General features: G+C 69.4%; 22 protein-coding genes and 1 pseudogene. 4 read left to right on the top strand and 19 right to left on the bottom strand.

Translation table 11 applies throughout. The features are described 5' to 3' along the window. The 8 genes and pseudogenes from PIQ37_RS18005 to ubiE all read right to left on the bottom strand — a co-directional run. Positions 1-1650 (bottom strand): annotated as a pseudogene (locus PIQ37_RS18005) (quinoprotein dehydrogenase-associated putative ABC transporter substrate-binding protein); the annotation flags it as partial. An 80-nt stretch (positions 1651-1730) separates the two neighbouring features. Next, positions 1731-3746 carry a methanol/ethanol family PQQ-dependent dehydrogenase gene (locus tag PIQ37_RS18000; RefSeq protein ID WP_342074502.1) on the bottom strand — a complete coding sequence of 672 codons (2016 nt, stop codon included), beginning with the start codon at positions 3744-3746 and terminating at the stop codon, positions 1731-1733. Between the two features lie 416 nt (positions 3747-4162). Further along, positions 4163-4801, bottom strand: coding sequence for an HAD family hydrolase (locus tag PIQ37_RS17995; protein ID WP_342074501.1), 639 nt, complete (start codon positions 4799-4801; stop codon positions 4163-4165). Between the two features lie 5 nt (positions 4802-4806). Continuing rightward, positions 4807-5526 (bottom strand): hypothetical protein, encoded by a 720-nt coding sequence (locus PIQ37_RS17990; protein WP_160945460.1) that lies wholly within the window; start codon positions 5524-5526, stop codon positions 4807-4809. Then, the gene (locus tag PIQ37_RS17985; RefSeq protein ID WP_342074500.1) at positions 5523-6542 is read right to left on the bottom strand and encodes an alpha/beta fold hydrolase; all 1020 of its coding nucleotides are present in this window, start codon (positions 6540-6542) and stop codon (positions 5523-5525) included. The genes PIQ37_RS17990 and PIQ37_RS17985 overlap by 4 nt, the downstream gene beginning before the upstream one ends. Positions 6543-6575: 33 nt before the next feature. Beyond that, positions 6576-6926, bottom strand: coding sequence for a cupin domain-containing protein (locus PIQ37_RS17980; RefSeq protein WP_342074499.1), 351 nt, complete (start codon positions 6924-6926; stop codon positions 6576-6578). Between the two features lie 422 nt (positions 6927-7348). Next, a complete protein-coding gene (locus tag PIQ37_RS17975; RefSeq protein WP_342074498.1) occupies positions 7349-9289 on the bottom strand; it encodes a M1 family metallopeptidase in 1941 nt (646 codons plus the stop codon). A gap of 435 nt (positions 9290-9724) precedes the next feature. Beyond that, positions 9725-10486: a bifunctional demethylmenaquinone methyltransferase/2-methoxy-6-polyprenyl-1,4-benzoquinol methylase UbiE gene (ubiE, locus tag PIQ37_RS17965; protein ID WP_342074497.1), complete on the bottom strand. Its 762-nt coding sequence runs from the start codon at positions 10484-10486 to the stop codon at positions 9725-9727. Positions 10487-10600: 114 nt separating this feature from the next. Here ubiE and PIQ37_RS17960 point away from each other — a divergent pair, with 114 nt between their 5' ends. The 3 genes from PIQ37_RS17960 to PIQ37_RS17950 all read left to right on the top strand — a co-directional run bounded on the left by PIQ37_RS17960 (position 10601) and on the right by PIQ37_RS17950 (position 13920). Beyond that, positions 10601-11056: a nucleoside deaminase gene (locus PIQ37_RS17960; protein ID WP_010341927.1), complete on the top strand. Its 456-nt coding sequence runs from the start codon at positions 10601-10603 to the stop codon at positions 11054-11056. A 245-nt stretch (positions 11057-11301) separates the two neighbouring features. Then, positions 11302-12489 carry a DUF1624 domain-containing protein gene (locus PIQ37_RS17955; RefSeq protein WP_342074496.1) on the top strand — a complete coding sequence of 396 codons (1188 nt, stop codon included), beginning with the start codon at positions 11302-11304 and terminating at the stop codon, positions 12487-12489. Between the two features lie 66 nt (positions 12490-12555). Then, positions 12556-13920, top strand: a complete 1365-nt coding sequence (locus PIQ37_RS17950) for a DUF2252 domain-containing protein (RefSeq protein ID WP_152235609.1) — start codon at positions 12556-12558, stop codon at positions 13918-13920. A 350-nt stretch (positions 13921-14270) separates the two neighbouring features. Here PIQ37_RS17950 and hslU read toward each other — a convergent pair whose 3' ends face one another. From hslU to PIQ37_RS17905, 9 genes are all read right to left on the bottom strand, one after another. Next, positions 14271-15638 (bottom strand): ATP-dependent protease ATPase subunit HslU, encoded by a 1368-nt coding sequence (gene hslU, locus PIQ37_RS17945; protein ID WP_342074495.1) that lies wholly within the window; start codon positions 15636-15638, stop codon positions 14271-14273. Between the two features lie 100 nt (positions 15639-15738). Beyond that, positions 15739-16290, bottom strand: a complete 552-nt coding sequence (gene hslV, locus PIQ37_RS17940; RefSeq protein ID WP_010341232.1) for an ATP-dependent protease subunit HslV — start codon at positions 16288-16290, stop codon at positions 15739-15741. Positions 16291-16338: 48 nt separating this feature from the next. Beyond that, on the bottom strand, positions 16339-16569 hold the full coding sequence (locus tag PIQ37_RS17935; protein ID WP_342074494.1) for a DUF3079 domain-containing protein: 231 nt from the start codon (positions 16567-16569) through the stop codon (positions 16339-16341). Between the two features lie 109 nt (positions 16570-16678). After that, entirely contained in the window at positions 16679-17689 is a 1011-nt protein-coding gene (xerC, locus tag PIQ37_RS17930; protein ID WP_407136576.1) for a tyrosine recombinase XerC, read from the bottom strand. Further along, positions 17686-18351 (bottom strand): DUF484 family protein, encoded by a 666-nt coding sequence (locus tag PIQ37_RS17925; protein WP_295844490.1) that lies wholly within the window; start codon positions 18349-18351, stop codon positions 17686-17688. Before PIQ37_RS17925 ends, xerC begins: the two co-directional genes overlap by 4 nt. Continuing rightward, on the bottom strand, positions 18348-19205 hold the full coding sequence (dapF, locus tag PIQ37_RS17920) for a diaminopimelate epimerase (RefSeq protein ID WP_342074493.1): 858 nt from the start codon (positions 19203-19205) through the stop codon (positions 18348-18350). The genes PIQ37_RS17925 and dapF overlap by 4 nt, the downstream gene beginning before the upstream one ends. Then, entirely contained in the window at positions 19198-19449 is a 252-nt protein-coding gene (gene lptM, locus PIQ37_RS17915; protein WP_017914634.1) for an LPS translocon maturation chaperone LptM, read from the bottom strand. The genes dapF and lptM overlap by 8 nt, the downstream gene beginning before the upstream one ends. 61 nt (positions 19450-19510) lie before the next feature. Further along, on the bottom strand, positions 19511-19891 hold the full coding sequence (locus tag PIQ37_RS17910) for a YbaN family protein (RefSeq protein WP_017910007.1): 381 nt from the start codon (positions 19889-19891) through the stop codon (positions 19511-19513). Between the two features lie 550 nt (positions 19892-20441). Then, entirely contained in the window at positions 20442-22532 is a 2091-nt protein-coding gene (locus PIQ37_RS17905; protein WP_342074492.1) for a S9 family peptidase, read from the bottom strand. 450 nt (positions 22533-22982) lie between these two features. On the opposite strand from PIQ37_RS17905, the gene PIQ37_RS17900 reads away from it, so the two are divergent. Continuing rightward, positions 22983-24194, top strand: coding sequence for a pyridoxal phosphate-dependent aminotransferase (locus tag PIQ37_RS17900; protein ID WP_342074491.1), 1212 nt, complete (start codon positions 22983-22985; stop codon positions 24192-24194). A gap of 9 nt (positions 24195-24203) precedes the next feature. Here PIQ37_RS17900 and PIQ37_RS17895 read toward each other — a convergent pair whose 3' ends face one another. After that, positions 24204-24683: a hypothetical protein gene (locus PIQ37_RS17895; RefSeq protein ID WP_342074490.1), complete on the bottom strand. Its 480-nt coding sequence runs from the start codon at positions 24681-24683 to the stop codon at positions 24204-24206. Positions 24684-24757: 74 nt separating this feature from the next. After that, positions 24758-26863, bottom strand: a complete 2106-nt coding sequence (locus tag PIQ37_RS17890; RefSeq protein WP_342074489.1) for a prolyl oligopeptidase family serine peptidase — start codon at positions 26861-26863, stop codon at positions 24758-24760. Positions 26864-26965 lie beyond the last annotated feature (102 nt).

Raw genomic sequence — 26965 nt, 5'->3', positions numbered from 1 at the left:
TCATTGCGTGCGTCGGTGCTGGGCCTCCGTCAACAGGTGGGCGAGTTCGGCATTGCCGCGTTGCTGGGCCAGCGCCGCCGGGGTCTTGCCGTCGGCGTCGCGCGCATCGGCGCTGGCGCCGGCGGCGAGCAGGCGCCGCGCGCTGTCCTCGCGCCCGGCGGCGGCGGCCAGCATCAACGGGGTGACGCCGGCGCGGTTGGCACGGTCGGCTTCGGCACCGCGCTTGAGCAGCAGGTCGAGGATCTTCGGGTCGTTGCGCGCCACCGCGAACATCACCGGGGTGAAGCCGGCCGGATTGGCACGGCGCACGCTGGCACCCGCAGCGAGCAAGGCCTGCACCAGGTCGGCGTCGGCGTAGGAGATCGCCAGGTCCAGCGGCGTCCAGCCGTCGGTGGACACCGCCTCGACCTTGGCGCCATGCGCCAGCAATTGCGCGGCGCTCTTGCCGTCGTTGGACCAGGCCGCCTTCATCAACGGCGTCCAGCCATTGCTGTCGCGGCTTTCGACCTTGGCGCCAGCGGCCAGCAGTTCGCCGACCAGCAGCGGCGCCTGGTTGCGGATTGCCTGCTGCAGCGGCGGCTCGCCGAGCAGGTTGGGTTTGTCGGCGCTGGCGCCATGCCGCAGCAGCCAGGCCACGCGCACGCCATCGCCGGCATCCAGCGCGTGCGCCAACTCCTCGTTGGGATCGGCGCCACCGGCGATGCGCAGCTGCAACTGCGCCAGCATGTCCGACGAGGCCTGCGCGCTCGGCGTGTCATCCTGGTCGTCGGGCACCGCATAAGGTCCGTGCGAGCGCAGGTTGCCGGCAACGATGCAATCGGCGCAGGCCACCAGCGGCACGTGGTAGTCGCGCAGGATCGCGTCGATCTTGCCGGCGCTGCGCTGCATCGCCGCGTTCAGCGCATCGCGCAATGCCGCGTTCTTGCGCGACACCGCCCACGCCATCGAATACTCCAGCACCTCGTTGTCGATGACGTTCAAAGGCACCACGCCGAGGCCGCCGCGCGCGGCGTAGTAGCCGGCCACCGGGCCCCAGGATTCGGCGGCATCGAGCTTGCCGGCGGCGACCTGCTCGGCGAGCTTGCCGGGATGCTCCTGCGGCGCGCTGGCCGAATCGTAGAACAGGTACTGCACTTCGCCCTGCACGCCATGGTCGAACAGCGCCTGCCGCGCCGGCGAGCTCTGGAACACACCGACCTTGAGTGTCTTCAACGCCGGATCGTCCAGCGAGGCCGGACGCAGGTCCAGGCCCTTGCGGGTGACCAGCACATAGGTGGAGCGGTACAGCGGGCGCGTGGCCAGGCCCATCTCGAAATCGCTGTTCATGTCCATCAGCACGTCGCAACGCCCGGCGTTGATCGTGCTGCGCGCCAGGCCGCGCTGGTAGTAGCTGCGCCATTCGTACTCCAGGCGCCGGCCCAGTTCCGCGGCCACCACCTGGGCGATCTTGTTCTGGAACCCCTCGCCTGCGCGATCGGACAACGGCATGTTGCCGGGATCGGCGCAGACCCGCAGCACCGGCGCATCGGCCGGCAGCTTGGCGGCCGGCGCCGCAGTGGCGGCTGGGGCAGCAGAAGCGCGAGCCGTCGCGGACGACGGCTCGCGCGTGCAGCCTGCGGCGACGAGTCCGAGGCTGCACAACAGCAACACGGCGCGCGCGCCCACAGGCAGTCGCCACGAGCGAGGCGCCATGCGGCCCCCGCTCGCACCGTGGACGCGGCGCCGCCGGCTCATCGCACCGTCTTGGCGGCGACCGCCGCGCTACCACCGCCACCGGCGGCCGCGGTGGCGGTCGTGGTGGGCGTGACGGTCTTGCCGGCGCCATCGATGCGGAAGGTGTGCACCATGCCGCCCAACGGGATCTTGTCGAAGCCGTTGCTGAAGGCAAGGCCCGCGGCACCCAGCGCGCCGTACGGATCGCCCGGATCCAGGCCGGCGGCGACGGGCAGGCCGATCCAGCCGCCGATGCCCGAGAACACCGCCACGTACTGGTGGCCGTTGGCCTTGTAGGCGATCGGGTTGCCGATGATGCCCGAGGGCAGCTTGGTCTCCCACAGCTTCTTGCCGGTGTCCTTGTCCACGGCGCGGAACCAGCCGTCCAGCGTGCCGTAGAACACCAGTCCGCCGTCGGTGACCAGGGTGCCGCTCCACACCGGGAACTTCTCCTTGATCTCCCACTTGGACTTGCCTTCGACCACGTCGAACGCCTTGACGATGCCCAGTGCGCCCGGCTCGTTCGGCTTCATCATCACGTTGGCGAACACGTACGGCAGGCCCATCATGGTGTTGCCGCGCTCCTGCGGGTCCAGCTCCATGTGCCAGTTGTTGGTGCCGCAGAAGAACACCGCCGAGTTTGCCGGATCCACCGAGCACGGCTGCTGGTCCTTGCCGCCCATCGCCGACGGGAACGCCTCGACCTTGCGGCCGCGTTCCAGCGGCGAATGGGCCGCGACCTTGACCGGGCGCCCGGTCTTCATGTCGATGCGCTCGGCCCAGTTGGCCGGCACGAACTTGTTGGCGCGCAGCAGCGTGCCGTCGCGGCGGTCGAGCACGTAGGCAAAGCCGTTGCGGTCGAACTGCACCACCGAGGGCACCTGCTTGCCGTCGATGGTCAGGTCGACCAGGATCGGCTCGTTGATGCCGTCGTAGTCCCACTGGTCGAACGGGGTCTTCTGGTAGCCCCACACCGCTTCGCCGGTGTCGATCTTGCGCGCGAACAGGGTCATCGACCACTTGTTGTCGTACTCGCCGCTGTCGCATTCCTTCTGCGTGGTCTTGCCGCAGCGGTACGACGGGCTCCACAGGCCGGGATTGCCGGTGCCGTAGTAGACCAGCTTGAGTTTCGGGTCGTAGCTGTACCAGCCCCAGGCCGCGCCGCCGCCACGCTTCCAGCCTTCGTCGGGATAGGTCTTCTCGCCGAGGTCGCCGAGCTGGCCGTGCTGCGGATTGGCCTTGTTGAAGTCCGGGCCGAGGCAGATGTCCTTGTCGGTGCCGGTGGCTTCGCAGGACCAGGCCTGCTTGCCGTCGGCCAGCGCGTACGCGGCGACGCGCCCGCGCACGCCGAACTCGTTGCCGCTGATGCCGGCCACCACCTTGCCGTCGGCGATGATCGGGGCCATGGTGATGGTCTCGCCCTTCTCGGGATAGGCGAGCTTCTGCTTCCACACTTCCTTGCCGGTCTTGGCATCGAGTGCGATCACGTCGCCGCTGAGGCTGCCGAACACCACCTTGCCGTCGGCGTAGGACGCGCCACGGTTGACCGTGTCGCAGCAGGCCACCGCGACGGCGCGCTCGTCCTGCTGCGGGGTGTACTTCCACAGCACCTTGCCGCCGTCTTCCTGCGACAGGTCGATCGCGAACACATTGTTCGGATAGGCACTGACCATGTACATGGTGCCGCCCACCACCAGCGGCTGGCCTTCGTGGCCGCGGGTGGCGTCGGTCTTCATCTCCCACGACATCTTCAGATTCTTGACGTTGTCGCGGTTGATCTCGGCCAGCGGGCTGTGCCGGGTCAGGCCGAAGTCGCGGCCGATGCCGCCCCAGTTGTCCGGGTTGGCGGCATTGCTGGCGAACTCGCTGTCGGTATCGGCGACCGCGGCCGGCGCGGCGGCCGGCGGCTGCTGTGCGGCGGCCGGAGCGGCCGGCGCCGGAGCCTCTTCCTGCTTCTTGCAACCGGCCAGCGCCAACGCGGTGGCCAGCGCGAGCAACGTACAAGCGTGGGTACGACGTGAATGACTGTGCATCGTTCTACTCCCCTCGTTGAAGAGCCGCGCCACGTCACCTCTGTCGGCGTGTGCCACGGAACCTGAAGCGTGGGTGTATACGAGCAACGTCCATGCCATCGCAGCGCTGCGATGCAGCATCCCTTGACGTACGGATCACGACGTCGGTTGTCGTCGCGGAGACGCGCATCAGCACCGCCGAAGCCGTCTCGGGAACGTGACACTTTGTGCCAAGCGGTTGCATCGCGCGTGGCGCAGTGTGAGCACATGCGCCGGTGGCACACCCTGCGCCATCGGCGCGCTTGCCACGCTGGTGCACACGCATGCACACGGTGGGACGCGCCACGGGGAGCGCGTATCCGGCACGCCTGCACCGATCTCGCTACGGGAGAAGCGGTCCGGCGCGCTGCGGCGGTCAAGCCGCCGCAGCGCAGCAATCAGTGCGACTGCGGCCCGACGTGGTCCTGCCACCACGCCAGCAGCGCCGCGCAATCGGCGAAATGCAGGTCGGCCAGCGCCGGCCAGGGATTGGCCGGATGCAGCAGCACGGTGGTGGCGCCGGCATGGCGCCCGCACTGCAGGTCGTAGGCGTGGTCGCCGACCATCGCCAGCGCCTGCGGCGCCACGCCCCAGTGCTCGGCCAACTGCAGCAGGCCGCCGGGATGCGGCTTGGGCGGCGCCTCGTCGCGACCGAGGATGGTGACGTCCTCGAACAGGTCGTCGACCTCGATCTCTTCCAGGGTCAGCTGCGCCAGTTCGCGCGCGTTGCGGGTGAGCACCGCCAGCCGGCAATCGGCCGCGTGCAGGGTGCGCAGCAGCGCCGGCGCGCCGTTGGCCGCGGTGGCCTCCTGGGCCAGCACGCGCTCGTGCTCCAGCAGCCAGGCGTGCTTGCTGACGCGCTGCGCGTCCGGCAGCGCCGCCAGATGCTGCAGGATGTCGGCCTGCGGCGGGATCTGCAGTTCGCGGCGGATCAGCGCGAAATCGTGCACGGCGCGGGTCAGGGTGCCGTCCATGTCGAACACCCAGTGGCGCACCTGGCACAGCGCCTCGGCCGGCGGTGGCGTGGCGGCGTGCATCGCGCTCAATCCCAGCCCGGCATCTGCGCGCCATCCAGCCCGCCGGTCTCGAACACCGCGGTGCGGGTGCCGCCGGCCTTCACCGGGAAGGTGATCTGCAGCACCGTGGTCTTGCGCGCCAGCTTCCACAGCGCCTTGTCGTCGCTGATGAACATGGCGATGGCCTCGTCGGTCTTGGGCCGCCAGGCCGCGGCCGCGCGCGGCGGCGCGTCGTCGGCCTTCAGTTCCACCTTGCAGCCGCCGGCGCAGCGGAAATCGCCGGACTGCAGCACCAGGTAGGCGCTGCGCTTCCATTCCGGATGGTCGCGGAACACCAGTTGCACCGGCTTGGGTCCGCTGCCGTCCACATCGACCTTGTCGCGGCTGTACAGCATCGCCGAGCGCTGCACGCCCTTGCCGGCCGGCACCTGCGAGTACTGCCAGGCCGCCTGCATGCGCCGCAGCTCGCGCGCCGCCTCGCCCTTGGCCTTGACCTCGGCGTAGCCGGGCTGGATGCGTTCGGCCGCGTCCGAGCCGGGGTACTGCTGCAGCAGCGCCGCGCCATGGATCCGTGCCAGGTCCCAGTTGCCGGACTTCACCGCGGCGTCGTACTGCTTGGCCAGGTCGTCGGCGGCCTGCGCCTTGGCCTGCGCTTCGGCCGCGGCCTGCGCCTTGCGCTCGGCCTCGTGATCGCCGCAAGCGGCCAGGGCGACGGCGCACAGTGCGCCGAGCAGGATGCGTTTCATCGTGGGGTTCCTCGTTGGATCAGGGTGTCGATGGCCTGCGCGACCTCGGCGGGCTTCTCGACGATGGACATGTGGCCGCTGCCGTCCAGCAGCACCTGGATCGCCTGCGGCAGGCGTTGCGCGTACAGCGCCAGCGCGCTGGCGTCGATCACCGCATCCTGCACGCAGTTCAGCAGCAGCGCCGGCTGGCGGATGCGCGCGGCTTCCTCGAACGGCAGGAACGCCTCCTCGCCGCGGCCGATGCGCGCCAGCACCTGCTGCTCGAACGCGGCCTCGCGGCGGCGCCAGGCCACCACCGCCGGCACCGCCCAGCGCGGGATGCGCGGCTTGGCGCGCTCAAGCAGGAACACGGTGTCGATGTAGCGCCGCAACGACGCCGCATCGTGCACCGCGAACGGATTGTGCCCGTCCAGCACCGCCTGGCCGAACGCGTTGTCGGCGAAGCGCACGCCGGCGGCGTTGAACAGGCCGACCCGGTCGAACACCGCCGGATGGCGCGCCGCGGCCAGCGCCGCGATGCCGCCGCCCATCGAATGCCCGAGCAGCACGCATTCGCTGCCCGCACGGCGTGCGCACTGCATGGCGAACGCGGCCACGCGCTCGGCCTGCGCCACGAAGCCGTAGTCCTGCCCGGCGATGCGCTGGCTCTCGGCCCAGCCGGGCAGATCCGGAATCACCAGGTGATAGCGCGTGCCCAGCGCGCGCGCCAGCGGCAGCCAATTCTCCTTGCTGCCGGTGAAGCCATGCACCAGCAGCAGGGTCGGCGCGGCGGGATCGGCCGCCGTGCGCACCAGATAGGTCCAGGTATGCCCGGCGACCTGCGACTGGCGCCGCTGCAGCCCGCTGCCGCGACGCTGGCGCAGGCTCTCCAGGCGCACCAGCAGGAACGGATCGCGCAGCACCAGCAGCGCCCCGATCGGCATCGCCACGAGCGCCACGCACAGCAGCGACACCAGCAACGCCAGGGCGCCAGCCAGCAGCAACAGCATCATCAAGACCAGGGTCGCCATCACCATGGGGACACCGGAGCGCGCAGGCCGGTCATGCGCTCACGCCACCACGTCGGCTTCGCCGAGATGGAGGGCCAGCCACACGGTCGGCTGCCCGGGATCGGTGAAGGTCACCCAATGCGGCGTATCGGCCGGAATGAACAGATGGTCGCCAGGCGCCAGCGCGACCTCGCGCCCGCACAGCGCCACCCGCGCGCGACCGCGCAGCAGCAGCACCCATTCGTCGTGCGCCTGCACATAGGGCGCATCCTGCGGCGTGGTCTGCCCGTGCGAGACGATGCGCTCGACGCGGCAACCGGAGCGCCGGAGCAGTTCGGTGAAGATTTCGCCACCGCGGGCATCGGGCAATGCGTCCAGCAAGGAACCGGACAGGACGGGCGCGTCGGTCATCTCAGCAGCCCTTCGGGAGGCGCAGGCCGGCCTGCTCGCATCGGCGCCGGCAACGACCTGCCATGGCACTGGCGCTTGCAGCGGAGACCGGGGCGGCGGTGGCGAACGATGTCATGCGCGCATGGGCCGAGGACCATCAGAACTGCCGAGGATATCGCGAATGCGTGGCAGCGGGTCGTGCTGATCGACGGCGCTGCGTGTGGAATCCGTTAAGGCGGCAATGCACATGCGCGCGCCTCATGCCGGCGGCGCATGCGACGCTGCGGATGACGACGTCCCGCAACGCAGGCGCGGCCATGCCGCCGCAACCATCGCACCCGCCCCGCGCGACGCGATCGCCGCAACACGCAGGCCGCACAAACGCACACGGCGCCGGGAGTGCTCCCGGCGCCGTGTGCGCGGTCTTTCGCAGGCGACGCGCGTCAGTGCGCGGTGCTGCCGGCCTTGGCCTTGTCCAGCATGTCCTGCACCGACACCGTGGTGATCGGGTGGTAGCCGGGCTTGGCCTTGGCGAACACCTCTTCGGCGAAGGCCAGCCCGTCCGGGGTCTTCACCAATTCGGCGTAGATCGGCAGGATCAGCTTGCGGCGGCCGACGCGGGCGATGAACTCGCCGGCGGCCGGACGCGCGTCCACGTAGCCGCTGCGGATCGCCAGCGGATACCAGCGCATGGCGATCTCGCCGTTGGCGGTGCCGGTGAAGTGGTAGGCGTCGTCGAGCTGCTTGAGCTGCGCCGGGGTCAGCTTCTCGCCCAGGCCGCTGAGGAAGCGCGTCCATTCCTGGGTGCTCCAGGCATCGGTCACCTGCTTGCCCGGCAACGTGCCGCTGCCGGTCCAGGCGATGCGCGCGGTGTCCACCATGGCGAAGTTGCGCGAACGCGCCTTCTGCGCGAACGCCGGAATGCCCGGCTCGTCCAGCCACGCATGCAGTTCCTGCGCCGTCACCGCGTTCGGCTTCTTCGGCAGCAGGTGGGTCTTCAGGTACTCGACGAACTGGTCGGTATTCGCGCTCTGGAACGCGTGGTCGTCGAACCAGCCGCGCAGGAACGGATCGAAGGTGTCGCGGCCGAAGCGCTGTTCCAGGAACTGCAGGAACCATGCGCCCTTGACGTAGGCGACCTGGCTCAGCGCCTCGTCCGGATCGCGCTCGGTCAGCGCCGGCAGCGCCAGCGCCTGGTCGGCCGGGCTCATGCCCTTCAGTTCGGCGAGCAGGTCGGTCTGGTCGATCTCGCGCTCCATCTCCGCCGCTTCGGGGCCGTACAGCGCCTCGGTGATGCGCGCCTGCACGTAGGTGGTGAAGCCCTCGTTGAGCCAGATGTCCTTCCAGCTGGCGTTGGTCACCAGGTTGCCAGACCAGCTATGCGCCAGCTCGTGCGCGATCAGCGACACCAGCGACTTGTCGCCGACGATCACCGTCGGCGTGGCAAAGGTCAGGCGCGGATTCTCCATGCCGCCGAACGGGAACGACGGCGGCAGCACCAGCATGTCGTAGCGGCCCCAGCGGTACGGACCGTACAGCGTCTCCGCGGCCACGATCATCTTCTCGGTGTCCTCGAACTCCTTGGCCGCCTTGTCGACCATCGCCGGCTCGGCCCACACGCCCGAGCGCGCCGAGATCGGCTTGAACACCAGGTCGCCGGCGGCGATCGCCAGCAGATAGGACGGGATCGGCTGCGGCATCTTGAAGCGGTAGTCGCCGTTGCGCACCGCCTTGGGATCGTTGTCGGCGCTCATCAGCACCATCACGTCCGGACGCGAGACCACGTGCGCGCTGTAGGTGAAGCGCACGCTCGGCGTGTCCTGCAACGGCACCCACGAACGCGCGTGGATCGCCTGCGACTGGCTGAACATGAAGGGCAGCTTCTTGCCCTCGGTCATCGACGGCTCCAGCCACTGCAAGCCCGAGGCGGTCGGCGCGGTGTGGTAGGTGATGCTGATCGTCTGCGGCTGCGTCGGCGCCTCGATGGTCAGCTTGCTGCCGTAGATCTTGTCGGCCGGCGCCAGCGCGTACTGCAGCGGCGCCTGCTGGCCCTTGCCGTCGTCGGCCTGCACCTTCTCGATGGTCAGGTCGCGGGTATCCAGCACCAGTTGCTTGGCGCCCTTGTCCTTCCAGTCCAGCGTGTAGGTGGCGGTGCCGCCGATCTGCTTGCTGTCGAAATCCAGCTTCAGATCCAGCGCCAGATCCTTGATCACGACCTTGGACGGCTCGGCGTAGGAGGTCTCGTCGTGGCTGCGGTCGGCCGGCTTGGCCGCGGCGGGTGCCGGCTTGGCGGCAGTGGCGGCCGCATCGGGCGCGGACGCTTCACGGGAACACCCGGACGCGATCACCGCGGCCAGGGACAACAACAGGAACGGGGAACGCATGGCGGACAGCACCGGTTCGGGAAAACCCGAAGTTTACCGGAAGGCTGGGATTGGGGATTCGGGAGTGGGGATTCGCAACGGCAGTGCGGCGCGCTGACGATCAAAGCGGGGATTGGGGATTGGGGATTCGCAGCAGCGAACAGCCGGCGCGCTGACGAATCCCGAATCTTCAATCCCCAATCCCGGCTCCACTCAGACCCTGTCGCCGAGCGGATCGCCACGATGCCGCCGGCAAGGTTCCTGTAGTGGTTGCGGGCGAAGCCGGCTGCTTCCATCCTTGCCTTCGCGTCCTGCGGCGGATACTTGCACCGGCACCGCCGGACCGCGCGTCGGGACTGAAGTCCCTCCCACAAGAACCACACAGCCCCGCGATCAGTCAGCCACCGATCGCCGGTTTTTGCGATTCCCGAATCCCGATTCCCAATTCCCGGCTTCTCAGATCTTATAGCCCGAGTGGATCGCCACGATCCCGCCGGTGAGATTCTTGTAGTGGCTGCGGGCGAAGCGGGCCTCTTCCATCATCGCCTTCAGCGCGTCCTGCGGCGGATGCTTGCGGATGCTCTCGGCCAGGTACTGGTAGCTGTCGGCGTCCTTGGCGAACAGTTGGCCCAGGCGCGGCAGCACCTTGAACGAATGGAAGTCGTACAGCGGCTTGAACCAGTCGGCGGTGACTTCGGAGAACTCCAGCACCCGCGCCTGGCCGCCGACCTTGAGCACGCGGTACATCTCGCGCAGCGCGGCGTCCTTGTCGGTGACGTTGCGCAGGCCGAAGGCGATGGTCACCAGGTCGAAGCTCTGGTCCGGGAACGGCAGCGCCTCGGCGTTGCACTGCACGTAGTCCAGGCCCGCGACCAGGCCGCGGTTGGTGAGGCGGTCGCGGCCCACCGAGAGCATGCCGGCGTTGATGTCGCCCAGCACGATCTCGCCGTCGGCGCCGACCCGGTCCTTCAGCAACGCGGCGATGTCGCCGGTGCCGCCGGCCAGGTCGAGCACGCGGTCGCCCGGCTTGACCTGCGCGGTGGCGACGAAATAGCGCTTCCAGACCCGATGGATGCCCATGCTCATCAGGTCGTTCATCAGGTCGTAGTTGCCGGCGACCGAAGTGAAGACCTCGCCGACCAGCTTCTGCTTGTCCTTGGCGGCGACGTCGCGGAAGCCGAAATGGGTGGTGCCGGATTTGTAGGGGGATTCGCTCATGCCGGGATTATCGCACTGCCGGCCGCTCCGTGCCGGTGAAGCGGCGCCCGGGATGACAGCCGCCGGCCGCCTGCGCCAGACTGCGGTCAGACTCCCGCTCCCCCAGGCCATGCCATGCTGACCACGCCCGACTACCGCGCCCTGCTCGACACCGCCATCGCCGAAGCCCGCCAGGGCCTGGCCGAGGGCGGCATCCCGATCGGCGCGGCCCTGTACCACCGCGACGGCCGCCTGCTCGGCTGCGGCCACAACCGCCGCGTGCAGGAAGGCGACCCGTCCGTGCACGGCGAGACCGACGCCTTCCGCAAGGCCGGACGCCAGCGCCGTTACAAGGACACCATCATGGTCACCACCCTGGCGCCGTGCTGGTACTGCAGCGGCCTGGTGCGGCAGTTCAACATCGGCACCGTGGTGGTCGGCGAATCGGTCACCTTCCAGGGCGGCATCGACTGGCTGCGCGAGAGCGGCGTGGAGGTCATCGACCTGCACAGCCAGGAGTGCATCGATCTGCTCGGCGGCTTCATCGCCGCGCACCCGGACGTGTGGAACGAGGACATCGGCGAGGACTGAGCGGTCCGCCGCGGGCGCCGCGCTCGGCGCACCAGGCAGGACGCCCGCCGACGCGCCCACGGGCCGACACCAGGCCATGCCGAGCGACGCCGACCTGGCGCGCCGGCTTGCCCCGCCCACCCCTCGCCGCCGCCGCGCCGGCACCCCGGCGCGGCCAAGCCTGAGTACCCCAGCGCCAGCAGCGGCGGGAAGGGTCCTGCCGCTCGAGTGTTATATTGTTTCAAAATCGACACCGATCGCACCGCATGCCGTCCGTTGCCCTCGCTTCGCCCGCCTCCCTCGCCGTTCCCGCGACGCCCGCCGCGCGACTGGCCTCGATCGACCTGCTGCGCGGCACGGTGATGCTGCTGATGCTGCTCGACCACGTGCGCGAGACCTTCTACCTGCACCACCCGGTCGGCGACCCGATGGAGGTGGAAGGCACGGCGCCGGCGCTGTTCGTCGCGCGCACCCTCGCCCACCTGTGTGCGCCGGTGTTCGTGTTCCTCACCGGCCTGTCGGCCTGGCTGTATGCGTCCCGGCAGGCCGACGGGCGCGCGGCGGCCGCCCGCTTCCTGCTCAAGCGCGGCCTGTTCCTGATCGCGCTGGAGCTGACCCTGGTCAACCTGGCCTGGAGCGGCGCCTTTCCGCCGCAGGCGCTGTACCTGCAGGTGATCTGGGCGATCGGCCTGAGCATGCTCGCGCTGGCCGCACTGCTGTGGCTGCCGCGGCCGGCGCTGGCCCTGCTCGGCGCGGCCCTGGTCGCCGGCCACCACCTGCTGGACGATGTGCAGGTGCAGGGCGACGGCCCGCTCGCGGCCGCCTGGGCGGTGCTGCACGACCGGCGCTGGCTGGAGTTGGGCGAGCTGCGTCTGCGCACCTCCTACCCGGTGCTGCCGTGGATCGGGGTGATCGCGCTCGGCTACGCCGCCGGCCCCTGGTACGGCGCCGCCGCCGAGCCGGCGCAACGCCAGCAGCGCCTGCTGGCCTGGGGGCTGGGCGCGCTGGCCGGCTTTCACCTGTTGCGCTGGCACAACGGCTACGGCGATGCGCCCTGGCAGGCGCAGGACGACCTCGCGCATACCGCGATGAGCTTCTTCAACGTCACCAAGTACCCACCGTCGCTGCAGTTCCTGCTGCTGACCCTGGGCGTGGGTCTGCTGTTGCTGCGCCTGTACGAGCACCCCGCCGTGGCCCGCACCCTGGCGCCGCTGGCGACGATCGGCGCGGCGCCGATGTTCTTCTATCTGCTGCACCTGTACGTGCTGAAGCTCGCCTACCTGGCCGCGCTGGCGCTGTGGGGCGCCAACCAGGGCGACCTGTTCGGCGTGGACAGCGTGGCCGCGCTGTGGGCGATCGCCGCCTTGCTGGGCCTGGCCCTGTACTGGCCCACCGCCGCGTTCGCGCGGCTGAAGGCGCGGCGCCGCGACCTGGGCTGGCTGCGCTACTTCTAGGTTCATCTGCGTGCAATGCAGGCGTGATCGACTGCCGGCTCCCTCGTTCGCGCCTGGAGACCTGCGATGTCCACCCGCCTGCCGCAGTTGCTGCTGATCGGCCTGACCCTCGCCGCCTGCGCCGGATGCGCGACCGCGGCGAGCAAGCGCGACGCCTGGGTGGTGCAGCAGATCCACGACTACAACCATCCCTACGCCGCGCAGCGCGCCGAGTTGGACACCAAGATGGCGACCATGGCCACCGGCGCCTACGCCTTCTACCGCGGCACCGACCATATTTTCTACCAGGACATGACGACCCTGCCGGGTTCGTTGTGGACCTCGCCGCAGACCGGCTACACCTGGCTCGGCGGCGACACCCACATCGGCAACTTCGATGCGGCGCGCGACAGCAGCGGCAAGGCGGTGTTCAAGGTCGCCGACTTCGACGAAGGCCACCTCGGCCAGTACGTGTGGGACCTGCGCCGGCTGGCCGCGAGCATGGTCCTGGCCGGGCGCGACAACGGCCTGTCCGACAGCGACATCGGCGACGCCATCGACACCATGGTCGGCGCCTACCTGGACAAGATCGCCGATTTCCGCGGCAGCGACGCCGAAGAAAGCTTCCAGCTGAGCAAGCGCAACACCAGCGGCGCGGTGGCCAAGATCATCGACAGCGCCGACGGCAAGAGCCGCAGCAGCCTGCTGTCCAAATACACGGTGGTCAACGGCGGCAAGCGCCAGTTCCAGAACCTGGACAACCTGGTCGCGGTGGACGCCGGCACCGCCTCGGCGGTGGCCGCGGCGATGAACGGCTACATCGGCTCGATCGCCGCGTCCAAGCGCTATGCGGCCAGTTACTACAGCATCAAGGATGTGCGCCAGAAGCTGGGCTCGGGCACCGGCAGCCTCGGCCGCCTGCGCCTGTACGTGCTGATCGAAGGCCCGAGCACGTCGACCAGCGACGACGTGATCCTGGAGTGGAAGCAGGAAGCGGCCAGCGTGGTCGCCGTGGCCGCGCCGTCGCAGATGCCGGCCTCGACCTACGACAACAACGAGGGCGCGCGGGTGGCGCGCACCGCCAAGGCGCAGACCATCGACGCCGACGTGCTGGTCGGCTACGCCAGCGTCAACGGCACCCCGTTCTACGTGCACGAGAAATCCCCGTTCCAACAGGACCTGGACCCGACCGCGCTGGACAGCGCCGGCAAGCTCGCCACCGCCGCCACCTACCTGGGTCAGGCCCTGGCCTCGGCGCATGCGCTGGCCGACCAGGACTACGACCCGAACGTGGTGCCCTACAGCATCGACAAGCAGATCGACCAGGCGGCCAGCAGCAAGAGCGGCCTGAAATCGGAACTGCGCCAGTTCGCGTTCGACTACGCAGCGCAGGTGCAACTGGACTGGCAGTCGTTCGTGGCCGCGTACAAGGCGGGCACGCCGCTGTATTGAGTTCGCGCCGGGTGCGTGCAGCGTAAGCGGAGCTGCCACGTCTCGTAGGAGCGGCTTCAGCCGCGATGAGGCCTTCCATGGAAAGCCCGGTCGCGGCTGAAGCCGCTCCTACAGCGGGGACATGCATCTCCGGGAGCCCATCGACGCATCGAGGGCGAGCGCGCAAGCGCAATGATCGCGGCACGCACGCTCTCGTAGGAGCGGCTTCAGCCGCGACGAGGCGTTTCCGGGAAAGCCCGGTCGCGGCTGAAGCCGCTCCTACGCCGCGCGCGACGTAGGCGTGACGTAGGGCCAAGGTGCACGGCGGCAGGCGCGGGCAACGCGCCTGCCGAGGTGGATCGCACCAGGTCTTACAGGATGTACCGGCTCAGATCCGGATCCTGCACCAGCTCGCCCAGGTGCGCATCGACGTAGGCCGCGTCCACGGTGACGCTCTGCCCGTCGCGGTCCGGGGCTTCGTAGCTCAGCGTGTCGAGCAGGCGCTCGAGCACGGTGTGCAGCCGCCGCGCGCCGATGTTCTCCTGGCGCTCGTTGACCAGGAACGCGATCTCCGCCAGGCGTGCGATGGCGTCGTCGGTGAAGCGCAGGCTCACGCCCTCGGTCAGCAACAGCGCCTCGTACTGCTTGGTCAGCGCCGCCTTCGGTTCGGTGAGGATGCGGATGAAGTCGTCCTTCGACAGCGCCGACAGTTCCACCCGGATCGGGAAGCGGCCCTGCAGCTCCGGGATCAGATCCCTGGGCTTGGCCAGGTGGAACGCGCCGGAGGCGATGAACAGGATGTGGTCGGTCTTGACCGTGCCGTACTTGGTGCTGACGTTGGAGCCTTCCACCAGCGGCAGCAGATCGCGCTGCACGCCTTCGCGCGAGACGTCGCCGCCGGTGGCGCCGGCCTCGCTGCGCTTGGCCACCTTGTCGATCTCGTCGATGAACACGATACCGTGCTGTTCGCAGGCCTCGATCGCCGCGGCGCGCACGTCGTCCTCGTTGACCAGCTTGCCGGCCTCTTCCTCGATCAGCAGCGGACGCGCGGCCTTGATGGTCAGCTTGCGCGACTGCGACTTGCCGCCACCCAGGTTGGAGAACATCTGCCGCAACTGCTGGCCCATTTCCTCCATGCCCGGCGGGGTCATGATGTCCATGCTGACGTTGACCGCGACATCCAGTTCGATCTCGCGCTCGTCCAGTTCGCCGGCGCGCAGCATGCGGCGGAACTTGCTGCGGGTGTCGCTGTCCTGCGCCGAAGGCTCGTTGCGCGCGGCTTCCGGATCGAAGCCGATGCCGGCGCTGCGCCGCGGCAGCAGCGCATCGAGGATGCGGTCTTCGGCGCGCTCCTCGGCCTGCGTGCGCACGCGGGTCTTGGCCTGCTCGCGGTACAGCTTGACCGCGGTATCGGCCAGGTCGCGCACGATCTGCTCCACGTCCTTGCCGACGTAGCCGACCTCGGTGAAGCGGGTCGCCTCGACCTTGACGAAGGGCGCATTGGCCAGCGTCGCCAGGCGCCGCGCGATCTCGGTCTTGCCGACGCCGGTGGGGCCGATCATCAGGATGTTCTTCGGCATCACTTCGTTGCGCAGCGCGTCGGGCAACTGCATGCGCCGCCAGCGGTTGCGCAGCGCGATCGCCACCGCGCGCTTGGCCTCGTGCTGGCCGACGATGTGGCGGTCCAGCTCCTGCACGATCTCGCGCGGGGTCATGGTGGAGGTATCGGGATTTGGCATTGGGGATTGGGGATTCGTAAGAGCGGAGGAGGAAAGATCGATGCGTGTGCGGGCACAGGGAAAGGAGCGCTTTCGCGAATCCCCAATCCCGACTCCCGAATCACAGCTCTTCGACCACCACGTTGCGATTGGTGTAGATGCAGATGTCGCCGGCGATGTTCAGCGCTTCGACGGCGATGGTGCGCGCGTCCAGCGTGGTATGGCCGAGCAGCGCGCGCGCCGCCGACAGGGCGTAGGAACCGCCGGAGCCGATGGCGATGATGCCGTCCTCCGGTTCGATCACATCGCCGGTGCCGCTGATGATCAGCGAGGTTTCCTTGTCGGCCACCGCCAGCAGCGCCTCGAGCTTGCCGAGGCGGCGCTCGGTGCGCCAATCCTTGGCCAGCTCCACCGCGGCGCGGGTCAGCTGGCCGTGCTTCTCCAGCTTGGCCTCGAACAGTTCGAACAGGGTGAATGCATCGGCGGCGGCGCCGGCGAATCCGGCCAGCACCTGGCCCTCGCGGCCGAGCCGGCGCACCTTGCGCGCATTGCCCTTCATCACGGTGTGGCCCAGGGTCACCTGGCCATCGCCGGCCACGGCGACGCGACCATCGCGGCGCACCGACAGAATCGTGGTGGCGTGGAAAACATTGGGGTTCTGACTGGGATCCATGCGGCCTCCGGAGCGATGACTCAGGTGTGGGGGCTGGCGGCGCGCGGTTCAAGCGTCGCCGTGAGCGGACGGGTCATCGCCGAGTCGGACATGCGCCGGCCGTGCCGGATCGGCAGAGATGCCCCACGCGACGTACCAGTCCTCGCCCTCGGTCTCGAGCGGGTGCAGGGTGCGTCCGGCACCGTTGCCGCAGCCCAGTTCGTGTGCCGCGCAATCACGGTCGCAGCCCCAGCACAGCCGTTCGGGATGGCGCGGCGCCAGCGGAAAAGGGTTGGCCATCGGTGGGCCCTCGCGACATGGGAGGGCAGTGTCGTCCGGTCTGCGCCGGCGCGCCTTGATCCAGAACAAGCGTGGAACGACAGCGGCCGTGTCGGCCGCGATCACCCAGTCAGGACTTGCGCTTGGCCCGCGGGTGCGATGCGTCGTAGACCTTGGCCAGGTGCTGGAAGTCCAGATGCGTGTAGATCTGCGTGGTGGCGATGTCGGCATGGCCGAGCAGTTCCTGCACGCCGCGCAGGTCGCCGGAGGATTCCAGGATGTGGCTGGCGAAACTGTGCCGCAGCATGTGCGGATGCACGTGCTTGAACAGGCCCTGGCGCCCGGCCAGTTGCTTGATGCGGATCTGCACCGCGCGCGCGCCGATCGGCGCCCCGCCGCGGCCTGGGAACACCGGCGCGGCGGCCTCGCCCCGGCTTTCCTCGCGCCACGCCAGCAGGGCGGCGCGCGCGTGCGAGCCGACTGGCACCAGCCGCTGCTTGTTGCCCTTGCCCAGCACGCTGACCATGCCGGCGACGAAATCGAGATCGCGCCAGCGCAGCGCGCACAGTTCGCTCAGGCGCAGGCCGGACGAATAGAACAGCTCCAGCAGCGCGCGGTCGCGCAGGCCCAGCGGCGCGTCGGTCGGCACTTCGACCAGGCGCACCGCTTCGTCGGCGTCGAGCACCTGCGGCAGTTTGCGTGGCGCCTTCGGCGCGCGCAGTGCCGCGGCCGGGCTGGTGGCGATGTGGCCGTGCTTGAGCAGCCACGCATAGAAGCTGCGGCATGCAGACAACCGCCGCTGCAGGCTCTTGGGCGACAGTCCGCGGCGGTGCTCGGCGGCAATGAAGTTGCGCAATTGCGCGGCATCCAGCGTGGCGGGTTCGCCGAGCAGGTTGGCGGCCACCCACGCTTCCAGCGCCGCCAGGTCGCGGCGGTACGCGTCCAGCGTATGCGCGGACATGCGCCGTTCGACCTGCAGGTAGGAAAGGAACCGGGACTCGGGACCCGGGACCCGGGACCCGGAAGACGTGGCCTCGCTTGCGGTAACAGCAGTGCCCTGCCCTGCCTGGTGATCGGCAGCGCCGATTCCGGCGTTGTCCCGGGTCCCGGGTCCCGGATCCCGAGTCCCGGCCCCACTCATCGCTGCAACGCCACCGCCAGCGCCTCGCCCATCATGCGCAGGAACAAGGTGCCCATGCCGGGATAGAACCGGTTCGGGTCGCGGCTGCCGACCGCGATCAGGCCCAGGCCGGGCAGCGGCAGCAGCGCGGTGGATTGCACCTCGTCCACGCGCTCGCCGTACAGCAGCGCCTGCTTTTCCGGTTGCAGGCGGCCGCAGATCGGCTCGCCGTCCTTCAGGCAATCGCGGAACGGCGCCAGCCGCGCATCGTCGGCCGCCAGCACCTGCAGCCACGGCGCCTGCTCCAGGCCGGGCAAGGGCTGCAGCAGCACGATGCTGACCAGGTCGCCCTGGAAATCCTCCTGCAGCGAGGCGGCCATCGCGCGCACGCTGTCGGCGGCGCTGCGCTGGCGCATCAGCGCCAGGGTGAGCTGATGGGTGCGCACCGCCAGCCGTTCGTTGACCTGCGCGTTGGCGGCCAGATCGGCCAGCCGCCGCGACAGTTCGCGGTTCTTGTCGCGCAGCACTTCCAACTGGTAGCTGGCCAGCGACGCGGTGGGGCCGTCGTCGCGCGGCACCACCAGGGTCAGCGCCAGATCGGGAAACTGTTTCAGGAAGCCGGGATGGCGCCGCAGCCACGCCGCCACCTCGTGCGCACCGATCTTGTCCTGGCTGTCGCTCATCGGATCCATTCTCCATCGAAGACGAACGTCGCCGGCCCGGACATCACCACCGGTGCGGTGTCCTCCGGCCATTGCACGCGCAGTTCGCCGCCTGGCAGGCTGACGCGCACGTCGCGCTCCACCCGGCCGCGCTGCATCATCACCGCGGCCGCCGCGCAGGCGCCGCTGCCGCAGGCCAGGGTTTCGCCGACGCCGCGCTCGTACACGCGCAGGCGCAGGTGGCCGCGGTCGATCACCTGCACGAAGCCGACATTGACCGAATCCGGGAACGAGGCATGCTGCTGCAGCAACGGGCCCAGGCGCTCCACCGGCGCCGCATCGACCAGACCCACTTCCAGCACCGCGTGCGGGTTGCCCATCGACACCGCGCCGAAACGCACGCTGCCGCCCTGCAGCGGCAGCACATACTCGTCGCGCGCGCGCGGAAAGCCGACCAGCGGCACATCCTCCGGCGCGAAGCGCGGCACGCCCATCGCTACGGCGAATTCGCCGGTGGCGCTGCGGGTGATGTGGTGACTGCCGGCGGGGCTTTCGATGACGAAATCGTCCGTGGCCGGCGCACTGCCGTCGCGCACCAGCCAAGCCGCGACGCAGCGTGCGCCGTTGCCGCATTGCCCGGCGGCACTGCCGTCGGTGTTCCAGATGCGGTAGCTGGCGACCGCCGCGGCCTCGCGCGGCGGTTCGATGGTCAGGATCTGGTCGCAGCCGACGCCGAAGTGGCGGTCGGCCAGCCGCACCGCCAGTGCGGCGTCCGGCGGCGGGGTGCCGTCGCGCAGGTCGAGCACCACGAAATCGTTGCCCGCGCCCTGCATCTTGCTGAAACGCAGGCGCGCGTCGTGGCGGGCCTCACTCATTCCCATTGGTGGGCATGGTGGTGTCGTTGGCCGGCGGGCGCTGCCCGTCCACCGGCTGTGCCTGCCCGGCGGGATCGGTGGTCGCCGGCGGCGTCGCATCCGGCGCGGGCGTGGCGGGCGCGGCTTCCACCGGCACCGGCTTCTGCGGCATCACCAGCGGACCCTTGTTGCCGCAGCCGGCCAGGGCCAGCAACGCAGCGGCGGAGAGAACGAGACGGATCGGAGAAGAGGACGATGTGCTCATGCGCCGAGTATAGCCACACCGGCATGAACCGGCTGTGCCGCGCTCGCGCAACACAGCGCGCTCACGCGCGCGGCGGTTCCGGCCGCCACCACAGCCATAGCGCCACCGCGCTCATGCAGCCGATCGCCAGCACCTGCACCCACAGCCGGTGCACGAACAGCAGCAGCACCAGCGCGCACGCGGCCATGGTCAGCGTCGCCATCCACTTGCCGCGGCGGCTGACCGCGCCATGCCGTTCCCAGTCACGGATGCTGCGGCCGAAGCGCGGATCGCGCAGCAAGCGCCGGCGCAGCCGCGGCGAACCGCGCGCGGCGGCGTAGGCGGCGATCAGCACGAACACCGTGGTCGGCAAGCCCGGCACGAAGATACCGACGATACCGGTCGCCAGGCTGGCATAGGCCAGCAGCCACCAGGCCCAGCGGAAACGGGAGTGCGTGCGCATGACGGCATGATAAGCCTGCGCTGGCGCGGGCAGGCGCCGACCACCTGCCGACGTGACTGCGTTAGCCGTGCGGCAGCGGCTGTGGGGGCCGCCTCAGCCGGGATGGAGGAAGCCATCGGCGCATCCGACGCATTGCAGTCGGGACTGAAGTCCCTCCCACAGGAGCGACCACGCCGCCAGCGAGACGGCCGGCTCTCTCGCGGTGATCAGGCGTTCCGTCCACCGTCCATCGTCCATCGTCCACCGTAGGAGCGGCTTCAGCCGCGACGAGCGAAGCCTTCGGCTTGTCCGACCTCCGCGCAGTCGGGACCGAAGTCCCTCCCACAAGGCATTGCCAAGCCGTCAGCGCTGCTGCATGGCATGGCGCATCAGGCGATCGACCCTTCAGGTCCGACTCGGCCGCCATCCTCACGGTGGGAGCGGCTTCAGCCGCGACGCGTGAAGCCACTGGCCATCCGCCATCCAACCAAACATTGGGATGGGTCGGCCTCACGCCAGCCACCCCACCTGCGCATCGACCAGCCCGCAGGCCAGCCGATGCGCGCACCCCTCACTTGGCCGGTTGCTCCACGCCCAACTGGTCCAGCATGAAGGCATAGGACTCGGCCATTTCGCGGTAGCGCCGGAAGCGGCCGGACTTGCCGCCATGGCCGGCTTCCATGTTGACGCGGAACACGATCGGCTGGCTGCCGGTGTCGTTCTCGCGCAGCTTGGCCACCCACTTGGCCGGCTCCCAGTACTGCACCTGCGAATCCCACAGGCCGGTGCCGACGTACATCGCCGGGTAGGCCTGGCGGGTGACGTTGTCGTAGGGCGAATAGCTGAGCATGTAATCGTAGTACGCCTTCTGCTCCGGATTGCCCCACTCGTCGTACTCGTTGGTGGTCAGCGGGATGCTCGGGTCGAGCATGGTGGTGACCACGTCCACGAACGGCACCTGCGCCACCAGCACGCGGTAGTCCTTGGGCGCCATGTTCGCCACCGCGCCCATCAGCAGGCCGCCGGCGCTGCCGCCGGCCGCGGCGACGCGATCCGGGGCGGCATAACCCTGCTGCACCAGCCCGCGGGTGACGTCGATGAAGTCGTTGAAGGTGTTCTTCTTGTGCAGCAGCTTGCCCTGGTCGTACCAGTCGCGGCCCATTTCCTGGCCGCCGCGGATGTGCGCGATGGCGTAGACCACGCCGCGGTCGAGCAGGCTCACCACCGGCAGGTTGAACGCCGGATCGGTGGACATGCCGTAGCTGCCGTAGGCGTACTGGTACAGCGCGGCGCTGCCGTCCTTCTTGAAGCCCTTCTTGTAGACCAGCGACACCGGCACCTTGACCCCGTCGCGCGCGGTCACCCAGACGCGTTCGGTCTGGTACTTGCTCGCGTCGTAGCCGATCACCGGCTGCTGCTTGAGCAGCTTGCGCTCGCCGGTGCGGGTGTTGAGTTCGTAGGTGGTGGCCGGAGTGGTCAGCGAGGTGTAGCTGTAGCGCAGCCACGGCGTGTCCGGCTCGGCATTGATCGACAGACCCATCGAATACGCCGGCTCGTCGGCCTTGACGTATTCCTCCTTGCCGTCGGCGAAGTGCAGGCGGATCCGCTCTAGGCCGTCGGAGCGCTCGGCGATGGCGGTGAAGCCGTCGAACAGTTCGAAGCCGTCGATGAACACCTTCTCGTCGTAGGGCAGCCAGCTCTGCCACTGGTCGCGCGAGGTAGCACCATCGGGCGCGGTCATCAGCGCGTAGTTCTTGGCCTTCCAGTTGGTGCGGATCACCCAGCGGCCGTCGAAGTGGTCGGCGTGGTACTCGACGTCGCGCTCGCGCGGCGCCAGCACGGTGAAGCGCTGCGGATCGGCGGCCGGCGCATAGCGCTGCTCGGAGGACACGGTGCTTTCGACGCCGATGACGATGTACTTGTCGTCGCGGGTGCGGCCCACGCCCATGTAGAAGCTGTCGTCCTTTTCCTCGTAGACCAGCACGTCCTGCGCCGCCGGAGTGCCCAGCACGTGCTTCTTGACCCGCACCGTCAGCAGCGTCTCCGGGTCGTTCTCGACGTAGAACAGGGTCTTGTTGTCGTCGGCCCAGACCACGTCCGGCGACACGCCGGGAATGCGGTCGGCATAGACCTCGCCGGTGTCCAGGTTCTTGAAGCGCACCGCGTACTGGCGGCGGCCCACGTCGTCCTCGGTCCAGGCCAGGATGCGGTTGTCCTGACTGACCGCCGCGTCGCCGACGCTGAAATAGCCCTTGCCGTCGGCCATGGCGTTGACGTCGAGCAGGATCTCCTCCGGCGCCTCCATGCTGCCCTTGCGGCGCGCCTGGATCGGGTAGTCCTTGCCGCTCTCGTAGCGGGTGTAGTACCAGTAGCCGCGCTCGCGGTACGGCACGCTGCTGTCGTCCTGCTTGATGCGGCCGACGATCTCCTCGTACAGCCGGTCTTCCAGCGGCTGCAACGGCTTCAGCACCTGATCGGCGTAGGCGTTCTCAGCGTTGAGATAGGCCAGCATCTGCGGGTTCTTGCGCGCGTCGTCGCGCAGCCAGTAGTAAGCGTCCTGGCGAACGGCGCCGAACGGCGCCTTGACCGCGTGCGGCTGCTTGGCCGGATGCGGCGGGGTGGCCGCGGCGGCGGAGGCGGAGGAAGCGAAGGAGGCGGTCATGAGCAGGACGAGGCTCGCTAGCAAGGGGCGGTGAGGCATCTAATGGGGCTCCGGCGGCGGTAACGCAACGGGACGCGCCGCCTTGGCCGGGCGGCGGCAGCGGGCGGGCGCCGCGCAGTGCCGGCCGAGTCTCCCTGCAACGCTGCGCCGTGGCAAGCGTGCCGAGGCCGTGCGGCCTGCGACGCAGGGCAATCGGCGAGCCGTGGTGCCGCGATGGCATCGCGGCGGGCGGCCGTGGCCAGCGAAGCCGATGGCGCCGCACCGCACACGATCGACCGCCAGGGAAGCAACGCCAGATGCACCAGGTGCACGCCCCCGACCCACGCCCGATTCGCCCGGGCGCAGCGCCCATCTCGGTTCGCGCCGCCACAGCCATCGCGCGATCTGCCGGGCGTCGCCGACTGGACGCGGCTAACACGCTCGGGAACCCGCTCCTCTATCATCGGCCGCATGGCTTCCCTTCCTGGCGACACCCTCAGCGCCTCGACCGCCGCGCCCGGCTACAGCCAGCGCAGCCGCGAGATCGAACCCTTCCACGTCATGGCCTTGCTGGCCCGCGCCAACGAACTGGAACAGGCCGGCCACGACGTGATCCACCTGGAAATCGGCGAACCGGACTTCACCACCGCCGCGCCGATCGTCGCCGCCGGGCAGGCCGCGCTGGGCGCCGGCCATACGCGCTACACCGCCGCGCGCGGCCTGCCCGCCCTGCGCCAGGCGCTGGCGGACTTCTACCGGCAGCGCCACGACGTCGACCTGGATCCGGCACGCATCCTGATCACCCCCGGCGGCTCCGGCGCCCTGCTGCTGGCCAGCGCGCTGCTGGTCGATCCGGGCCGCCATTGGCTGATGGCCGATCCCGGCTACCCGTGCAATCGCCATTTCCTGCGCCTGGTCGAAGGATCCGCGCAGCTGGTGCCGGTCGGCCCGGACAGCCGCTACCAACTGACCCCGGAGCTGCTGCAGCGGCACTGGAACGCGGACAGCGTCGGCGCGCTGGTGGCATCGCCGGCCAATCCCACCGGCACGCTGCTGTCGCGCGCCGAACTGGCGGCGCTGTCGCAGACGCTGCACGCCCGCGGCGGGCACCTGGTGGTGGACGAGATCTACCATGGCCTCAGCTACGGCACTGACGCGCCCAGCGTGCTGGAGGTCGACGACGAGGCCTACGTGCTCAACAGTTTCTCCAAGTACTTCGGCATGACCGGCTGGCGCCTGGGCTGGCTGGTGGCGCCACGCGCGGCGGTGCCGTCGCTGGAGAAGCTGGCGCAGAACCTGTACATCAGCGCGCCCAGCATCGCCCAGCACGCGGCGCTGGCCTGCTTCTTGCCGGAAACGCTGCAGATCCTGGAAGCGCGCCGCGCCGAATTCGCGCAGCGCCGCGACTACCTGCTGCCGGCGCTGCGCGCGCTCGGCTTCCGCATCGATGTCGAGCCGGAGGGCGCGTTCTACCTGTACGCCGACGTGTCCGCTTTCACCGACGATGCGCAGGCGTTCTGCGCGCACTTCCTGGAGACCGAGCACGTCGCGTTCACCCCGGGCGTGGATTTCGGCCGCCATCGCGCACGCCAGCACGTGCGCATCGCCTATACCCAGAGCCTGCCGCGACTGCAGGAGGCGGTGGCGCGGATCGCGCGCGGGCTGGAGCGCTGGGCGCGCTGACGCAGCGCGTCAGTCGTCGCAGCCCACCCGGTCGAAGAACTGCCGCGCACTCGGCTCGCGCTGCTGCGCAGGCGCCCGGTACCACAGCAGTTGCCGCAGGTCCGGCACCAGGAAATGCGCAGGCGCAGGCGTGCCGCGGCGCGGCACGCCATCGAGCAGATCGTAGGCGGCATCGGCGCCAAGGTACTCGGCCTCGCCGAGCGGGCGATCACCGCCGTCGGGAGAAGGCGGCTGCCAACCGGGCCGGGTCGGATCGGCGATGGACACCAGGGTCTGGCGTCCATCACTGCCGCCATCGGCCGGCAGGAACCATTGATCGTGGCCGCTGCGCGTGGAGTGCAGGCGCAGCGCCAGCTGTGCGGGCCAGTCCGGCCCGCTGTCCACCGCCACGAAACGCGCCGTGAGCGCGGGATCGTGGCGCAACGCGTAACGCGCGTGTTCGACCGTGCACTGGCTGGCCGCCAGCGCGAACAGCACACTCACCAGCATGACGACGCCTCCGCAGGCGACACGCTAGAACCAGGCGACGACCCGCGCCCCGACCGGGACGCGGATCGCATCCCTCACTTGGACAACCGCTCCCACAGGAAGCTGTACGCCAGCGCCTGCATGTGCGCAGCCTGCGCATTGTTTGCTGCACCGCCATGACCGCCTTCGATGTTCTCGTAGTAGGTCACGTCCTTGCCGGCGTCGATCATCTTCGCCGCCATCTTCCGCGCATGGCCCGGGTGCACGCGGTCGTCGCGGGTGGAGGTCAGGAAGATCACCGGCGGGTAGGTCTTCTTCGGGTCGAACAGGTGATACGGCGAGAAGGTCTGGATGAACTTCCAGTCGTCGGTGTCCGGGTTGCCGTACTCGGCCATCCACGATGCGCCGGCCAGCAGGTGGCTGTAGCGCTTCATGTCCAGCAGCGGCACCTGCACCACCACCGCACCGAACAGCTGCGGGTACTGCATCAGCATGTTGCCGGCCATCAGCCCGCCGTTGCTGCCGCCCTGCACGCCCAGGTGCTTGGCCGAGGTGATCTTGCGCGCGACCAGGTCCTGCGCCACCGCCGCCATGTCCTCGTAGGCCTTGTGCCGGTTCTGCTTCAGCGCCGCCTGGTGCCAGCGCGGGCCGTACTCGCCGCCGCCGCGGATGTTGGCCAGCGCGTACACGCCGCCCTGGTCGAGCCAGGCGCGGCCCAGGCTGCCGGAGTAGAACGGGGTCATCGAGATCTCGAAGCCACCGTAGGCGTACAGCAGGGTCGGCGCGCTGCCGTCGGCCTTGAGCTGCTTGGGCCGGACCAGGAAGTACGGCACCTTGGTGCCATCCTTGGACACGGCGAAGTGCTGCTCGATCTCGTCCTTGGACGCATCGAAGAAGCTCGGCATCGCCTTCAGCGTCTCGATGCTCTTCGGCCCGCGCTGCACGTCGGCCAGCATCAGCGTGGTCGGGGTCAGGAAGTCGGTGGAGGTCAGCCACACCTGGTCGTTCTCGTCGGCATCGACCGCATCGACGCTGGTGCTGCCGAAGGCCAGGTCGCCGACCGGGAACGCTGCACGCGCCCACTCGCCCTCGCCCGGAGTCAGCACCCACAGCCGGCTCTTGACGTCGTCGAGCACGTTCAGCACCAGCCGCGACTTGGTCCAGGCGAAGGACGCCAGCGACGCGGTCTCGGTGGGCGTGAACAGCACCTGGAAGTCGCGCTTGCCGGCCATGAAGTCGTCGAACCTGGTCACCAGCAGCGCACCGGCCGGGTAGGTCGTGCCGCCCACCATCCACGGATCGCGCAGCTCCAGGGTCAGCCACTGGCGGTGCACGCCCTTGTTGGCCGAGTTGGGCACGTCGATCTTGGTCAGGCGGCCGTCGGCGCCGCGCAGGTACATCTCGTCGTTGTAGAAGGCCAGCGTGCGGCTGACGAAATCGCGCTCGTAGCCGGGCGTGTCGTCATGCATCGCGGCGATGTACATGTCGTCCGGCTTGCCCTCGTAGACCAGCGTGGCGCTGCTCATCGGGGTGCCGCGCTTCCACTGCTTGACGACGCGCGGATAGCCGGAGCTGGTCAGCGAGCCGGGGCCGAAGTCGGTGTACAGGTAGACGGTGTCGGCATCGATCCAGCTCAGCCCGCCCTTGGCCTCGGGACGGAAGAAGCCGTCCTTGATCCACTGCTTGCTGCCCAGGTCGAACTCGCGGGTGACGTCGGCGTCGGCACCGCCGCGCGACAGCGCGATCAGGCAGCGGCGGTACTCCGGGCGCAGGCAGTTGGCGCCATGCCACACCCAGTTCTCGCCCTCGGCCTTGTTCAGCGCGTCCAGGTCCAGCACCGTCTCCCACTTCGGCTCGGGCTTGCGGTACTCATCGAGCGTGGTGCGGCGCCACAGGCCGCGCTCGTGGGCGCGGTCCTTCCACAGGTTGTAGTAGTACGGGCCGATCTTCTGCACGGCCGGGATCTTGGCGTCGGAATCCAGCACCTCGCGGATGCCGGCCTCGCGGGCCTTGAAGGCGGGGGTCTCGGCCAGCCGCGCCTCGGTCTTGGCGTTCTGCGCCTTGACCCAGTCCAGCGCCTTGGTGCCGGTGACGTCTTCGAGCCAGGCGTAGGGGTCTTGGGGCATCGCGGTTTCCTTGGCCGCGGCGGTGCCGGCGGCGAGCAGGCCGGCGATCAGGCAGGCGTGTGCGAGTGAGGACATGTTCGGATCCGTGGAAGGACAGCGCCGCACCGTAGCACGCAGCCTCGCCGCCCTCCCCTGCCGAAGGTCAGGCCAGGCGCATCTCGGCCAAGCGCGCACCGG

The organism is Xanthomonas protegens (genome assembly GCF_038442435.1).
GTDB classification, from domain to species: Bacteria; Pseudomonadota; Gammaproteobacteria; order Xanthomonadales; family Xanthomonadaceae; genus Xanthomonas_A; species Xanthomonas_A sontii.
The sequence above is the reverse complement of the archived record's forward strand: the minus strand, read 5'-3'. Positions and strand labels throughout refer to the sequence as shown.

Coding starts and splice junctions, on each gene's coding strand:
- PIQ37_RS17985 (WP_342074500.1), bottom strand. CDS start 6,542: ATGGTGATGGCGACCCTGGTCTTGATGATGCTGTTGCTGCTGGCTGGC.
- hslV (WP_010341232.1), bottom strand. CDS start 16,290: ATGGATCCCAGTCAGAACCCCAATGTTTTCCACGCCACCACGATTCTG.
- PIQ37_RS17900 (WP_342074491.1), top strand. CDS start 22,983: ATGGCTTCCCTTCCTGGCGACACCCTCAGCGCCTCGACCGCCGCGCCC.
- PIQ37_RS17895 (WP_342074490.1), bottom strand. CDS start 24,683: ATGCTGGTGAGTGTGCTGTTCGCGCTGGCGGCCAGCCAGTGCACGGTC.
- xerC (WP_407136576.1), bottom strand. CDS start 17,689: ATGAGTGGGGCCGGGACTCGGGATCCGGGACCCGGGACCCGGGACAAC.
- lptM (WP_017914634.1), bottom strand. CDS start 19,449: ATGAGCACATCGTCCTCTTCTCCGATCCGTCTCGTTCTCTCCGCCGCT.
- PIQ37_RS17990 (WP_160945460.1), bottom strand. CDS start 5,526: ATGAAACGCATCCTGCTCGGCGCACTGTGCGCCGTCGCCCTGGCCGCT.
- PIQ37_RS17935 (WP_342074494.1), bottom strand. CDS start 16,569: ATGGCCAACCCTTTTCCGCTGGCGCCGCGCCATCCCGAACGGCTGTGC.
- ubiE (WP_342074497.1), bottom strand. CDS start 10,486: ATGAGCGAATCCCCCTACAAATCCGGCACCACCCATTTCGGCTTCCGC.
- PIQ37_RS17890 (WP_342074489.1), bottom strand. CDS start 26,863: ATGTCCTCACTCGCACACGCCTGCCTGATCGCCGGCCTGCTCGCCGCC.
- PIQ37_RS17950 (WP_152235609.1), top strand. CDS start 12,556: ATGTCCACCCGCCTGCCGCAGTTGCTGCTGATCGGCCTGACCCTCGCC.
- dapF (WP_342074493.1), bottom strand. CDS start 19,205: ATGAGTGAGGCCCGCCACGACGCGCGCCTGCGTTTCAGCAAGATGCAG.
- PIQ37_RS17905 (WP_342074492.1), bottom strand. CDS start 22,532: ATGACCGCCTCCTTCGCTTCCTCCGCCTCCGCCGCCGCGGCCACCCCG.
- PIQ37_RS18000 (WP_342074502.1), bottom strand. CDS start 3,746: ATGCACAGTCATTCACGTCGTACCCACGCTTGTACGTTGCTCGCGCTG.
- PIQ37_RS17980 (WP_342074499.1), bottom strand. CDS start 6,926: ATGACCGACGCGCCCGTCCTGTCCGGTTCCTTGCTGGACGCATTGCCC.
- hslU (WP_342074495.1), bottom strand. CDS start 15,638: ATGCCAAATCCCGATACCTCCACCATGACCCCGCGCGAGATCGTGCAG.
- PIQ37_RS17910 (WP_017910007.1), bottom strand. CDS start 19,891: ATGCGCACGCACTCCCGTTTCCGCTGGGCCTGGTGGCTGCTGGCCTAT.
- PIQ37_RS17995 (WP_342074501.1), bottom strand. CDS start 4,801: ATGCACGCCGCCACGCCACCGCCGGCCGAGGCGCTGTGCCAGGTGCGC.
- PIQ37_RS17960 (WP_010341927.1), top strand. CDS start 10,601: ATGCTGACCACGCCCGACTACCGCGCCCTGCTCGACACCGCCATCGCC.
- PIQ37_RS17925 (WP_295844490.1), bottom strand. CDS start 18,351: ATGAGCGACAGCCAGGACAAGATCGGTGCGCACGAGGTGGCGGCGTGG.
- PIQ37_RS17955 (WP_342074496.1), top strand. CDS start 11,302: ATGCCGTCCGTTGCCCTCGCTTCGCCCGCCTCCCTCGCCGTTCCCGCG.
- PIQ37_RS17975 (WP_342074498.1), bottom strand. CDS start 9,289: ATGCGTTCCCCGTTCCTGTTGTTGTCCCTGGCCGCGGTGATCGCGTCC.